This is a genomic window from Chitinophaga sancti, from assembly GCF_034424315.1.
GTDB lineage: Bacteria > Bacteroidota > Bacteroidia > Chitinophagales > Chitinophagaceae > Chitinophaga > Chitinophaga sancti.
Genome location: NZ_CP139972.1, coordinates 7,185,309 through 7,198,843, shown reverse-complemented (window position 1 = coordinate 7,198,843; position 13,535 = coordinate 7,185,309). Strand labels below are relative to the sequence as shown.

The 13,535-nt window shown below is 45.2% G+C and carries 11 protein-coding genes; 6 read left to right on the top strand and 5 right to left on the bottom strand.

Annotated elements, in window-relative coordinates; translation table 11 throughout:
- Positions 1-23: 23 nt before the first annotated feature.
- Positions 24-1,526 carry an alpha-amylase gene (locus U0033_RS28450; protein WP_072364535.1) on the bottom strand — a complete coding sequence of 501 codons (1,503 nt, stop codon included), beginning with the start codon at positions 1,524-1,526 and terminating at the stop codon, positions 24-26.
- 25 nt (positions 1,527-1,551) lie between these two features.
- Positions 1,552-3,738 (bottom strand): DUF5703 domain-containing protein, encoded by a 2,187-nt coding sequence (locus tag U0033_RS28445; RefSeq protein ID WP_326980854.1) that lies wholly within the window; start codon positions 3,736-3,738, stop codon positions 1,552-1,554.
- Positions 3,739-3,998: 260 nt separating this feature from the next.
- Between U0033_RS28445 and U0033_RS28440 the strand changes: the two genes are divergently transcribed.
- The 3 genes from U0033_RS28440 to U0033_RS28430 are packed head-to-tail and all read left to right on the top strand — an operon-like array spanning position 3,999 to position 7,113.
- Positions 3,999-4,430 carry an RrF2 family transcriptional regulator gene (locus U0033_RS28440; protein ID WP_072364539.1) on the top strand — a complete coding sequence of 144 codons (432 nt, stop codon included), beginning with the start codon at positions 3,999-4,001 and terminating at the stop codon, positions 4,428-4,430.
- Between the two features lie 41 nt (positions 4,431-4,471).
- The gene (locus U0033_RS28435; RefSeq protein ID WP_072364541.1) at positions 4,472-4,834 is read left to right on the top strand and encodes a group III truncated hemoglobin; all 363 of its coding nucleotides are present in this window, start codon (positions 4,472-4,474) and stop codon (positions 4,832-4,834) included.
- A 32-nt stretch (positions 4,835-4,866) separates the two neighbouring features.
- Positions 4,867-7,113 (top strand): nitric-oxide reductase large subunit, encoded by a 2,247-nt coding sequence (locus tag U0033_RS28430; protein WP_072364543.1) that lies wholly within the window; start codon positions 4,867-4,869, stop codon positions 7,111-7,113.
- Between the two features lie 190 nt (positions 7,114-7,303).
- Here the strand turns inward: U0033_RS28430 and U0033_RS28425 are convergent, their stop codons facing one another.
- Both U0033_RS28425 and U0033_RS28420 read right to left on the bottom strand, forming a co-directional pair.
- Complete coding sequence (locus U0033_RS28425; RefSeq protein ID WP_072364545.1) at positions 7,304-8,065, bottom strand: class I SAM-dependent methyltransferase; 762 nt, start codon at positions 8,063-8,065, stop codon at positions 7,304-7,306.
- Positions 8,053-9,012 (bottom strand): ABC transporter ATP-binding protein, encoded by a 960-nt coding sequence (locus U0033_RS28420; RefSeq protein WP_072364547.1) that lies wholly within the window; start codon positions 9,010-9,012, stop codon positions 8,053-8,055. The genes U0033_RS28425 and U0033_RS28420 overlap by 13 nt, the downstream gene beginning before the upstream one ends.
- 167 nt (positions 9,013-9,179) lie before the next feature.
- Here U0033_RS28420 and U0033_RS28415 point away from each other — a divergent pair, with 167 nt between their 5' ends.
- Together U0033_RS28415 and U0033_RS28410 are read left to right on the top strand one after the other, a co-directional pair.
- The gene (locus tag U0033_RS28415) at positions 9,180-9,923 is read left to right on the top strand and encodes a hypothetical protein (protein WP_072364549.1); all 744 of its coding nucleotides are present in this window, start codon (positions 9,180-9,182) and stop codon (positions 9,921-9,923) included.
- A gap of 125 nt (positions 9,924-10,048) precedes the next feature.
- Positions 10,049-10,726, top strand: a complete 678-nt coding sequence (locus tag U0033_RS28410) for a DUF1361 domain-containing protein (RefSeq protein ID WP_177318702.1) — start codon at positions 10,049-10,051, stop codon at positions 10,724-10,726.
- Positions 10,727-10,915: 189 nt separating this feature from the next.
- Here the strand turns inward: U0033_RS28410 and U0033_RS28405 are convergent, their stop codons facing one another.
- A complete protein-coding gene (locus tag U0033_RS28405) occupies positions 10,916-12,325 on the bottom strand; it encodes a sugar MFS transporter (RefSeq protein ID WP_072364553.1) in 1,410 nt (469 codons plus the stop codon).
- Positions 12,326-12,510: 185 nt separating this feature from the next.
- On the opposite strand from U0033_RS28405, the gene U0033_RS28400 reads away from it, so the two are divergent.
- Complete coding sequence (locus U0033_RS28400) at positions 12,511-13,224, top strand: NUDIX hydrolase (RefSeq protein WP_072364555.1); 714 nt, start codon at positions 12,511-12,513, stop codon at positions 13,222-13,224.
- Positions 13,225-13,535 lie beyond the last annotated feature (311 nt).

Sequence of the window (13,535 nt, the reverse complement as noted above, 5' to 3'; positions counted from 1 at the left end):
TAATGCAGTTCCACACAGCACCTTTACTGCGCCTCCGCCCACACTGCTACCGACCCTGCCCCACAAGTAAACTCCGCCCATCCTTCTTCATTCACAGTAATTTCCTCTTCCCTGCTACCCGTAATATCCCGAAATTTCTTACCAGCATGCCGCTTTCCTATCTCCATGTGCTTATTGCCTTCCTCTCCGTTACTCATCACCACCGCACATCCCGAACCTGCGTGTTCATCATCTCCTTCTCTTGTCCACCCTATACAATTCGGATGGTCGAAATAATCACGCTGCATACCATATGCATATTTATCCCTCGCAGAAATCAATTTATCCAGCCCTAAAACGGGCGCAATCAGGATATGACAGTCATTACCCTCCCGGTCCTTATCAGTGTATTCTGCGCCATATAAATCCGCATAGAACACACAGGGATACCCATGCTCTCTCAGCAGGATCAATGCATAAGCCAGTGGCTTAAACCAGTCGTCCAGCGGTGCCTCCAGTGCCTGCAATGGCTGTGTATCATGATTACCTGCTACCGTTACTGCCAGGAAAGGCTTGCAGGCTACCAGTGAATCATCCAGTATCTTACTCAGGTCATAATCCTTTCCACTCTTTGATGCCTGGTGCAGGTTGTGATGCAGGGAAGAATCAAACAATGACATCTTACCGGCTGTCGCATCTATATATTTCAGTAAGAGTTCCAATTGCCCGGGAGCCCAGTACTCCCCTACAGCAAACATTTCCTGGCCTGTATGCGCCCGCATCTGCTCCAGCCATTCCCTGAAAAAATGAGGGGTAATATGCTTCACCGCATCCAGCCTGAAACCATCAAATTTCACCGTATTATAATACCATTCTCCCCATCTTCTAAACTCTTCCCTCACTTCGGGATTCCTGAATTCCACATCTGCTCCCATCAGGTAATCGAAATTGCCTTTTTCATTATCCACCACATCTTCCCAGCCTTCGCCATATTCATTCTGGATGGTAAAGATCCCCGTCTCCTGCGTGTCTGCAGCATAGTCAATACCCGTAAAACAACGGTGATCCCATATAAACTGTGAATATGTACCTTTCCTGCCGGGAAAGGTGAATTTAGTGTAAGCTTCTATTTCGTATGGTTCAGATATGAACTCATTCCGGTTCTCAGGGTCTACTTTCCGTACCATTACTTTCTCCGTTTCATCCGCACCTATCAGGTGATTAGCCACTACATCGATGTATAGCTGCATACCTGCTTCCTGGATCGCTTTGGCAGCAGCAAGGTATTCATCTTTGGTACCAAAGCGGGTGCGTACCGATCCTTTCTGGTCAAATTCGCCCAGGTCGTACTTATCATACACATCGTAACCATGGCTGTTCGCGCCATCTGCGCCCTTATAAGCCGGGGGTAACCATACCGCATTGATGCCCATAGCTGCAAGGGCCTTTGCATTGTTCTTCACTTCTTTCCATAAACTACCATCTGCGGGAGTATACCAGTGGAAATACTGGATCATCGTACCGTTTTGCATATTAGTGCTATCCATTTGGGGATAACTGGGATAAATCAAATCATATGCCACCCCAGTTTGGATAGATCACATCTTTTGCCCTTGCTGCTGGTCTCACCTTTAGGGAAAGTACCTTTCCGCCTTTCACGACAGCCTCCACCGTTGTCTGATAGGGTGCATGCAATTTGAAAGAGACATCCCATTCCTTTGGCCATGCGGGTAATAAATAGATCTTCCTGTCATCAGTTTGTAGCAGCATTTCCTGTACCCCAATCATGGCCGATCCTCCCCAGTTATGATCCGGTGTCCAGTCAAAACCCGGCCCCCAGAAGGCAGGAAAACGATGCAGCCCGGCTTTGAGTTTCAGTGCACTTAAGCTGGCAGCATCTGCTGTCAATCCCAGCCTGGCAGCGAAAATGGAATACTGCTTCCAGCCGGCGTAATCCCATTGTGCTTTGGCTTGTGGATCGTACCTGTAAGTATTGATAGCAATATCCAGCCCGGGTTTGCCAATGCCATAAATGCCCCAGGGAAAAACAGGATAGAGTTGTGGCGTTTCCCTGTTTTGAATACGATCCCATTTCTCTGCAGGCAGGATAATCGTATGCCCTTCATATTCTCCTAAAGGAACAGGTGGTAAATGCGCCAGCATTGTATCCCATTTTGGATGGGCAGCAACAACCTGCAATCTTTTCAAAATGGTTTGCATCGCTGCAATCACCGTCGTAGAATTATAAGTCAGCTTATAGGTTTCCGCTGCAGAAGTAGGATAAAAAATATAATGCCCCTGTGCATCAAAGTTGTGATAATGTGCATCGTAAAATGATAGACAACTATCTATAAAAGGAAGATATGGCCGGATCCCCAGCCCCTCATATTGCTGCTGGTCCAGCATCATCAGGCAAAATTCAAATACAGTTTCCCATTCGTACTCCAGCCACTTATTGTACTCTACCCCGGGATCAGTACCCGCAGGCCGTTTAGGATGATACTCGGTTACATTCGGCAGACCGAAATTTTCTATCTGCTCCGTAAAGCAGGCCCCGCCATGGTTCCAGTATACCCTGCTACGCAAAGATGCATTGTGCAGCATGCGCAGATAAAAATCAAATTGTGCTTTCAGCATTTCCCCATCTCCGTTTTTCAACATAGGGAAATACACAAGCCGCTGGTTTTGTGCAGTCATCGTGCCCCCACCCCATGCCCTGAAATCAGGGGAAAAATGTTTCGTACTATCTACATAACAGGGATCAAAAGTGAACAGGCCACCATTGAATTTAGTCGGCCATTTCCCAAATGCATTGCAGGCTAACAGGTACCGGAATAACTCATAATTTGCACCGAGCGAATCACAATGAACATAACTACGCTGCCAGAATTGTTGCCACCATTTGATACTACTTCGCTGCTCCAGAGCAGGGGCATTTGATATTGTTATTGATACCGGCTCCGGTGTATACACAGGTTCCTTTGTCAATGCCCGCAACTCTTTTTCCCACGCTGCTATTGTAGGTGTCTGTGCTACATGCAATCCAACAGTTATTTCCTGTGATTTCACCGGCCTGGCAGTTCTTAATTCCCAGCCACGATATTTCGTATCCGCATACTGCCCATGGGTATGACCGCCTGCTATCATCCCATTTCCCTGCATGCTGCCGCCAAAAGTATTATGCCGTATGGGATTATATAACTGATCCTTCACGGAAGACATGCCTTCCATGCGCACGGTATAATCAAAAATATCTTCCTGGTCATCCCTGTTACGATGATAAAACTGTACCCTGTTCCCCACAAAAGAAATACTGTCTTTGTAAGTTGTAATTGGAAATGCCTGCAACACTTTATATGAATTTGCCCTGCACTCCACCGCATCAGTGATCACATGATCTTCATATCTCCACGATTCATACGTTGCACTCATCCGCAGGGCAGTTTTACTCGTCATATTCACATGCACCACCGGGTGAAATACATCCACCCACAATACCATCTTCACGCCGCCACCACTTACAATCACACTCCCATCCTGCAAATGCAATTCCTGGCGAAAATCCCCTTTATCAAAAGGTTGTCCGTCTACATGCACCCTTACCCTGCCCATTTTCAGCATGGCATTATTCTCATCAAAGGTGCCGCTACGGGATAAATAAAAAAGGAGATCTCCTTTTTCTACCCATACATTCAAACCGATATCTCCCCCACCGCAGGGCATCGATTCCCCTGCATGCAGGCTTTGGCTTGTCCACACAAGCTGGGCATTCGTTTGTAAACAATTAAGTAGTAAACAGGATAACAAAAGTCTATATAACATGGAATTGATTGTAAACGCTACACTTAAAAATACAGAAATAAAATCCCCGGTTAATCATCTCCATTCAATTTCTTATTACCCCAAAAATTACCCGGATCTTCCGGGGGGATTCAAAAATAGCCGGCAGCCAACCTGGTTAAATTCAAAATGAATAAAATACTTTTTTGTCTTTTATTAATTCCCCCTATCTTTGCCCTATGTTCTCAAAAACCTGCGAATACGGCATCAGGGCAATGATCTACATTGCACAGCAGTCCAAAAACAACGTCAAAGTAGGCGTTAGGGACATTGCTGCGGGTATCAACTCCCCTGAATACTTCATTGCCAAAATCCTGCAGGAACTCACCAGAAAGGGCTTACTCCTCTCCTTCAAAGGCCCCACCGGTGGCTTCTACCTGGATGACAAAGCCCTTCAATGCTCTATTGCTGATATTGTAAGGGCCATCGACGGTGACAAGATCTTTTCCGGTTGCGGACTCGGCCTGGATTACTGCTCAGAAATCAAGCCCTGCCCTATCCACCACGAGTTCAAGAAAATCAGGGGAGACATCTCTGATATGCTGAACAATACCAAACTGGATGAGTTTCACGAAAAAATTGCCAAAGACATTGGGTTCCTGAAACGCTGACATTTTTTTTATACTAATAAAAGATAAAAAGGTATTAAATTATGCTAACCGATATCGCTACAGAAGCAGACATAAAACTCATGGTGCATACCTTTTATGCCAGGGTAAGAGAAGATGATACCATAGGTCCCATCTTCAACTCCCGCATCAAAGACTGGGATACCCACCTGCAGAAACTATGTAACTTCTGGAGTACACTATTGCTCTATACAAAAACGTATGAGGGTGATCCGATGAGTGTACACCGTGGTATGGCTATCGATACAGTGCATTTCAACACCTGGCTCACCATCTTTAATAAAACCATAGATGACCTGTTTGACGGTGAAACCGCCCAGGCAGCCAAAAACAGGGCACAGAAAATATCGACCGTCATGCAACATGTAGTGACGCGACCGGCATAAAACCAAATCTATTCTTATCAAAATTCACTAAAATGACCGTACGAAAACTATGGATAGGCCTTGCTATGGTCTTAGTATCCAGCTTTGCCGTATTAATCTGGTTCGGCAAAGACATTTATCACCAACTTCCTCCTATCCCGGATAAAGTAACGGATGAATCAGGCAATGTACTCTTCACCGGACAGGACATCCGCGACGGACAAAACGTGTGGCAATCCATCGGCGGCCAAACCGTAGGCAGCATCTGGGGCCATGGTAGTTATATTGCCCCCGACTGGACGGCAGACTACCTGCACCGCGAATCAACCATCATGCTGCATGCTCTCGCAACTGCAGATCAGAAAGACTATGCACAACAGCCTGATGATATCCAGGCTATGTACCAACAACGGCTTAAAAGCAGCATCCGTAAAAATACTTTCGATGCGGCGACCAACGCCATCGTATTTACACCTGCCAGGGTAGCTGCGTTCAATGAGCTCTCTACCTATTATGGCAACCTGTTTATGCGCGAAGGCGATCCTGCATTCGCAAAACTGCGTGAACAATATGCCATTCCGGGTAATACTATTAAAGACCCTGAACGCATGCGCAAAATGAATGCATTTTTCGCATGGTCTACCTGGGTATGTATAACAGAACGTCCTGGTGGAACAGTGAGCTATACCAATAACTGGCCCGGCGATGAAACCGTGGGTAATGTACCTTCTTCCTCCCTGCACCTCTGGTCAGGATTTAGTGTATTACTCTTACTGGCATGCACGGGTCTGCTGATATTATACCATGCACGCAACGCAGAAGAAACAACCACTATCCTACCGAATGAAGATCCCCTGCGCCATACCGTGATTACACCCTCCATGAAGGCAACCTTAAAGTACTTCTGGATTGTAAGTGCCCTCATCATTGTACAGATGCTGGCAGGTGTAATCACGGCTCACTATGGCGTGGAAGGAAATGCATTCTACGGATTACCCCTGGATAAATTCCTGCCTGCGTCTGTATCCCGCAGCTGGCACGTACAGTTAGCTATCTTCTGGATCGCTACATCCTGGCTGGCTACAGGGCTATACATTGCACCGGCTGTATCAGGCTATGAGCCTAAGTTCCAGCGCCTGGGTGTAAATATCTTATTTGGTGCATTGCTGGTAGTAGTGGTAGGTTCTCTTATCGGGCAATGGCTGGGTGTTATGCAAAAATTAGGATTGGTAGACAATTTCCTCTGGGGTCATCAGGGTTATGAATATATAGAACTGGGAAGAATATGGCAAATACTCTTGCTCGCCGGATTGGTGATATGGTTGGTATTGATGCTGAGAGCATTGTTGCCTGCATTGCGGAAGAAAGATGAAAGCCGCCACCTGCTCACCCTCTTCGTGATTGCATCCATAGCAATTGCTGTGTTCTATGCTGCAGGATTGATGTATGGCAGACAGACACACATGGCTGTTGCTGAGTACTGGCGCTGGTGGGTAGTGCATCTGTGGGTTGAAGGATTCTTTGAAGTATTCGCTACAGTGGTGGGGGCTTTCCTTTTCTGCCGCCTGGGATTGTTAGAGATCAAACATGCAACTACAGCAGTACTCTTCTCTACCATCATCTTCCTCTTTGGCGGTATCATTGGTACATTCCATCACCTGTACTTCAGTGCTACACCGGTGTCTGTACTGGCGCTGGGTGCTACATTCAGTGCGCTGGAAATCGTACCGCTGGTGGTGATTGGTTACGAAGCGTATCATAACTATACACTGAGTAAATCCACACCGTGGATCAAAGCTTATAAATGGCCGATCTACTGCCTGGTAGCCATGTGCTTCTGGAACTTCTTAGGTGCTGGTATCTTTGGGTTTGCTATCAATCCGCCGATTGCACTGTATTATATCCAGGGCCTGAATACAACGGCAGTACATGGTCATGCGGCGCTGTTTGGTGTGTATGGTATACTGGGTATTGGGCTGATGCTGTTTGTGCTGAGAGGTTTGTATCCTGAAAGACAGTGGAATGATAAATTGCTGGGATGGTCTTTCTGGCTGACTAATATAGGCCTGCTCGTGATGGTAACTATAAGTATGTTGCCAATGGGCATACTACAGGCAATCGCTTCTATACAGCATGGATACTGGTATGCGAGATCTGCGGAGTTTATGCATACAGATACGATGCAGATACTGCGCTGGTTAAGAGTACCAGGCGATATATTGCTGGCAGCGGGTGAATCCCTGCTGGTGATTTTTGTAATTGGATTAAAGACCGGCTGGTCTTTAAAAGAAGAGCGTTAAAAGATGCAATGCCTGCTGCAGGTTCTCCTGTGGCAGGCTCTTTATTTTCCGAATGTAGTTCTTATTACTGCCGGAGAATTTCTCTGAACAGGATTTTCATTAGCCAGGGAAGAATGCCACTGTTGATGTACAATTTTGTACTTCTTATTTCCTGGTAACAGGTTTCATTTCCCCAGATAAATTCCTCCTGCTATTTATTGATGTACAATTTCGCATCATAAGTAATCGTCACCTCCCCATTTTCCTGATTCTCTTCAAACAATGTCGTCAGCGCCTGCATCATTTCCTCATAATTTTTCTGCCCCGGCTGCGGCATATAAGAAGAACTCAACACCTGCCCTTTCAATCCTTCAAAATCAAGCTGCTGGCTATGCCTGAAATAATGCACTTCCATCACTGCCGGTGCAAAAAATTCTGTCAATTCCGGTTCATGCGCCTTTCGGATCTCATGATAATCCGTACCATAAGTTGCCTTTATCTGCTCATACCCTTTATCAAAAGGAGACTCCAGCGTACGCAAATTCCACAGCAAAGCAATATGCCCCCCTGGTAATAAGATCCTGTCAAACTCTTTACGCGCCAGCACAGGATCAATCCAGTGAAAAGCCTGTGCAACGGTAATCAGCTGCACTGACTGATCAGGTAAACCAGTGGTCTCACCTGAACCATTGATAGAAGAAAAATTAGCATAAGCTCCCAGCTGCGTTTCTGCCGCCTCACGCATCTTTGCATTAGGTTCAATAGCATATACCGTCCAGCCTTCTTTTAATAACAACTCAGTGAGAATTCCTGTACCGGAGCCAATATCTGCCACAGCTGAATCACCACTCAGTCCAACCCTTGCGGCTAGGAATTCAATTAAAGAATCAGGATAACCAGGACGATATTTCTTATAGTTGTCTACCCTGTCGGAAAATCTCTCTTTGGAGTTAAACTTGTCTATAGATGCCATATACTATCGGGTTTAATAGCTATATATACAGTGTTCCCTTTTTTCGGTAAGGGAGTTATATCAACAGCCCTTACCAGCACCGCGCCCCCGGGCAGCTTTACACGAATCTCATATGCACTGCCCATATAGTTTACTTCTTCTACAAGGCCTTTAATACCAGCTTTATATCCAAAGTATAAATTCTCCGGGCGGACGAATACTTTTTTTTCACTTTCCAGCTCCAGCACTTTCGCATCCACCAGGTTATAAGGCCCAAAAAGCGCCGCTGTATATTCATCCACTGGATGATTATAAACATCCACGGGCGTGCCTTTCTGCACAATCCATCCATCTTTCACCACCAATATTTCATCTGCCCAGGACAATGTATCCTGCGGATCATGTGATACCAGCAGGCAGGTGAGATCGAGTTTTTCACCGATTTCACTGAGCACTGTTTTTAATATCTGTTTATGTGAATAGTCCAGGTTGGAGAAAGGTTCATCGAGCAGGAACAGGCTGGGGTTGCCGATTAACAAACGGGCCATGGCCACACGTTGCTTTTCCCCACCCGAGAGCTGATCAGTTTTTCTTTTCATCAGGTGATCGATCCTGCAGATGCGATAGAGCTCATCCGCTTCATCATCCGTCATTTTATTCGCGTATTCCAGCACCTGCTCTACCCTATAGTTCAATCTCAGTTCATAGTGCTGGCTCAGGTAGGCAATACCAGGTTCACCCGGGAGTAGTCTTTCGTGTGGGCCTTTTACCCGCTGTCCTTCAAATCGTACTTCCCCTTCGTCAGTTTGCATCAGCCCACCTATCACCTTCAGTAAGGTACTTTTCCCGGAACCTGAGGCACCCACAATTGCAATCTGCTGGTGCTTTTGCTGCGAAAAATCAATACCCTTCAATACCCATTCGCCATTCACCTGTGTACGAATCCCTGTTACTGTTAAAAAGCTCATAGTGAACAAAAGTAAAAGAAATCTGGAATTATCACGCTTTCATCCATCTACTGATGTCCTATTTAAAAGCTTTGTTAAAAAAACGTGGCAGGCATGGGCAGGAGCAATTTTTTTTGCCTGCTTAAAATAAAAACCATTTACTTTGTAACACAAAGCACTTTCACACCATGAAGACAAGTACCCAATGGGTTGCTCATTTTGAGCTCAATGCCACCCAACACAGGATCGATTGGTCCATTCCTCCGGATATTACCCCGGAAGAACTGGCCCCGCTCCTTCGTTCTCTTCAGGCCTGGCAGCTGGGGGAGACTTCTGACGGTAGTCACCTGTTGCGCATAGCGTCCAACTATGCTAACAGGATAAAGGATCCGGACTATATCAGTGCTGTTAATCTCTTTATCAAAGAGGAACAGAAGCATGGCAACAACCTTGGCCGCTACCTGGATGCGATTCATCAACCCCGTTTAAAATCTGACTGGGGCGATACCCTGTTCAGGAAGTGCCGGTATTTCAATACCCGTATGGATTTCTGGACATTGACCGTACTCACGGTAGAGAGCGCCGCCCAGATCTTTTACCAATCGCTCAAAGATGCCAGCAATTGTACCCTGCTTAAACAAATCTGTACGGATATCCTTATTGACGAAGCACCTCATATAGCATTCCAGGCAGAGCGGCTTTTCATACTATTCCGGGAAAAGTTTGTGCTTTATCGCCCTTTCTGGCGTTTTTTTTACAAGTTTTCTTTTTTCTCCATTGCACTGGTGGTGTGGTTCGGTCATCGTAAATTATTCAGAGCGGGAGGGAATACATTTACATCCTATATTGATAAAATGACTTATAAATATCATAAGACTATTGCCAGGGTGAGTTCTCCGGTTCCCCATCCGCGGTTTAAGGTCGCATTGTAGTTAGCGGCAGGCGGGATCCAGCCATACAATTCCGGACAAATTAATCATTACACTAGCCAGGCTTGCCGATGTTCCACCATTGCAGCCAAAAACCTTAAATTGAGATGCTGAAAAGCCTGACCATTATGTTAAAAAAAATATCTCCGCTCGAAAAAATGCTGGCTGTGGCCATTGCTTTCACGATGACATTGCTGCTCATTCGTGTACTCCGTTATCATGATCATCTTTATTTATTCTATATCTGGAACACGTTCTTAGGGGTACTGCCTTTATATTTTAGCCGCAAACTGGCTCGCTTATCGGGCATCAACCTGCGTTCTATACTTGTCCTGGCTTGCTGGCTGGTATTTTTCCCCAATGCGCCTTATATGATCACGGACCTTTTTCATTTCGGTGAAAAGACGCCCGTACCCTTGTGGTATGACCTCCTTATTGTATCATCAGCAGCGTGGAATGGGCTTTTATTGGGTATTATTTCATTAATGCAGGTAGAGCAATTCCTGGTGCGGCACCTGAAGGGGCCCTGGGTGAAAGCGATAGTGGTATTGAGTTTCGTGTTGTGTGGATATGGGGTGTATATTGGGCGTTTCCTGCGGTTTAATAGCTGGGATGCAGTGACAAATCCGGAGGCATTGTTGTTTACGATTGCGGGGCATGTGTTGAAACCATACAATCATTTGGGTGCATGGGCGTTTAGTATAGGTTTTGGGGGAATGTTTGGGATTGTTTATTATACTTTGCAGCAATTGCATCATCATAAAAAAAGCGTTCCTCCGAACGAGGAACGCTTTTTTATATCTTGATACCGGAATTGAATATTTCCTGTTGGTAATTAATGTTCCGTAAACTGTTTCATTTGATGATCAGTTTCTATCAAGAACTTTTACATCCATTGACAGTTGATTTTCTCTAACCTTCACATCCTTTAATGATCAGTATTTTCAAACTTCACATTCATTCATGATCAGTTTTCTCTCACATTCACGCCCCAACTAATGCCCTGACTTCACAGAAGTCATTTCCAGGTTTTTAAACCGCTTCATACAATAGAATCCGAAATACAGGACCACACTATAGCAGATCAACGGAACTATTAGTGCATGTTGCACCCCAATCTGGTCTGCCAGCGCTCCCTGTATCACAGGCATAATCGCACCACCCAGAATCGCCATCACCAGCAGAGATGAACCCTGGCTGGTATAGGTACCCAGTTTGGCAATCGCCAGTGTATAGATATTAGAGAACATGATAGAGTTGAAGATACCGATACCTACAATACTAAACATTGCAACTTCGCCCTTGTTGATGATGGCACTTGCCAGCAGGAACATATTGATCAGGGAGAAGATCACCAATGTACGTGCAGGAGCGGAACGACCTACCAGGAATCCTACAAAGTTCAGTGCAATGAAGATCAGGAAGAAGCTAATCTGTTCAAATGGCATACCTACCAGCAGGTAGATCACCCCGAACACCCCAAGTGCAGTCACCAGCATATATACTGATTTCCTTGCCTGGCTCATAGAATGGCTCAGGGAGATAGCACCTACGAAACGGCCTATCATCGCACCACCCCAATAGATCGCCAGGTATTTCTTGGCTTCACCTTCACCCAGTCCTGCAACATCATGCAGCCCCAGGAAACTGATCATAAAGCTACCTACCGCTACTTCTCCACCTACGTAGCAGAAAACAGTAAGGATACCTCTTGTCAGATGAGGGAACTTTAATACACCCAGTCCTTTCGGCTGGTTTTCATCGTCCTGCGCAAAATTAGGCAGTTTTACACGCCAGATCAACAGGGCTACCAGCAAGAGGATACCTGCAAAGATCAGGTAAGGAATTCTTGTTGCAGCAGCACTGAAACCACCACTTGGATCCTTAAACAGCTCAAATATCAGGTGACCACCTAATATAGGCGCAATCGTAGTACCGAATGAATTAAACGCCTGGGTGAGGTTCAACCTGCTGGAAGCGGAGTCTTCCGGACCCAGCAGAGACACATAGGCGTTCGCGGTAATCTGCAATACGGTAAAGCCCAGACCGAGCACGAACAATGCGCTCAGAAACAGGCCATACACACCAAAAGTAGCAGCTGGCAGGAATAAAACGCAGCCCAGCGCTGAGAGGATAATACCAAAGATTATCCCTTTCTTGTACCCCACTTTGTTCACAGGGTCCCCGTTGTAATAGGAAATAATGAAATAGATCAGCGAACCGATAAAATATGCACCGAAGAACGCAAACTGAACCAGCATTGATTTAAAGAAGGTGAGCTGAAACAGCTCCTTCAGGTAAGGGATCAAAATATCGTTCATACACGTGATAAATCCCCACATAAAAAACAATAACGTGATCGTGATCAGTGGAATTGCATTGTTTCCTTTCTTGTGATTGTTCATAACCCGGACTTACGTTTCATTGTTAAAGTTGGCAAAACACAAACATACACCTATCTGAATATACTTTCTCAAAAAAAAAGACAAAAACTTTCAAAATCATATAAGTTTCCCTGCCATGAGAACGAGAATCAGTCAATTCCCCGGGCGGAATCATCACTAATGTTAAATCTATTTATCTTTGTCCTATGCGGAATACTGAGATTGAAAAAGCCAGCGAGGCGTTATGGAAAAATGCCCTACCTCACCTATCTGTCGACTGCGTAGTTTTTGGCTATCACCAGGGCAGTTTCAATGTACTACTGGCAAAAATGAAGGGAGACAACAGCTGGATACTCCCCGGGGGTTATATTCAGAAAACAGAATCTATTGACGATGCGGCCAAGCGGATCCTCTTCGAACGAAGTGGTGCAGAGAAAGTGTTTCTCGAAGTGTTTGGGGTGTTCGGTGAGCCGAACCGTTCGGAAGATTATTTTGTAGAATACGAAGACAACCTCTGGCATAAAATGCGGTTTGTTACGATTGGTTACTATGCTGTAATAGACCAGTCGCAGGTAACACCGGTGCCTGATATGTTCAGCGATGCCTGTGAATGGATGCCAGTTTATGACTTGCCTGAGATGGTGATGGACCATAGGCAGATCATTGATAAGGCCCTGGAAAAGTTGCGGGATCAGCTTTATCATAAACCGATTGGTTTTAACCTGCTACCGGAGATCTTCACCTTGCCACAACTGCAAGCCCTGTACGAGAAGATTATGAATCAGAAGTTTAACAGGGGGAATTTTTACAGGAAGATTATGAAGGAGAATATCCTCATTAAACAAGGGGAGGCTAAGACAGGGGGAGCACATAAAGCGCCACATTTGTATAAGTTTGATCCGGCGGTTTATACTAAATAAGTGACTGTATTTAATAGACTGTTATATTAATAGGCGGTTTATAATTAGATAAGCGGTTTATACAGGTAAGCGGTCTATAATTATTAGATAAGCAGTTTGTAATTAGGTAAACGGTTTATACAGATAAGCAGTCTCCAATCAGATACGCGGTTTATACCAAATTTCACAAGGGTTCACGTTATAAAGGTCATTTTACCTTTCTACCCAGGATAAAAAATCAGGTTCATAAAATGACAGGCTTTTGTCTAATAGCGCTGTCACGGAGATACGCATGTTATTTTTCCCCGCCTTTGAAACTTTCCCATTTTGAT

Bases quoted from the DNA above. Each gene is read 5' to 3' on its own strand.
- U0033_RS28450 (WP_072364535.1), bottom strand. From the start codon at position 1,526: ATGGATAGCACTAATATGCAAAACGGTACGATGATCCAGTATTTCCAC.
- U0033_RS28440 (WP_072364539.1), top strand. From the start codon at position 3,999: ATGTTCTCAAAAACCTGCGAATACGGCATCAGGGCAATGATCTACATT.
- U0033_RS28435 (WP_072364541.1), top strand. From the start codon at position 4,472: ATGCTAACCGATATCGCTACAGAAGCAGACATAAAACTCATGGTGCAT.
- U0033_RS28430 (WP_072364543.1), top strand. From the start codon at position 4,867: ATGACCGTACGAAAACTATGGATAGGCCTTGCTATGGTCTTAGTATCC.
- U0033_RS28425 (WP_072364545.1), bottom strand. From the start codon at position 8,065: ATGGCATCTATAGACAAGTTTAACTCCAAAGAGAGATTTTCCGACAGG.
- U0033_RS28420 (WP_072364547.1), bottom strand. From the start codon at position 9,012: ATGAGCTTTTTAACAGTAACAGGGATTCGTACACAGGTGAATGGCGAA.
- U0033_RS28415 (WP_072364549.1), top strand. From the start codon at position 9,180: ATGAAGACAAGTACCCAATGGGTTGCTCATTTTGAGCTCAATGCCACC.
- U0033_RS28410 (WP_177318702.1), top strand. From the start codon at position 10,049: ATGTTAAAAAAAATATCTCCGCTCGAAAAAATGCTGGCTGTGGCCATT.
- U0033_RS28405 (WP_072364553.1), bottom strand. From the start codon at position 12,325: ATGAACAATCACAAGAAAGGAAACAATGCAATTCCACTGATCACGATC.
- U0033_RS28400 (WP_072364555.1), top strand. From the start codon at position 12,511: ATGCGGAATACTGAGATTGAAAAAGCCAGCGAGGCGTTATGGAAAAAT.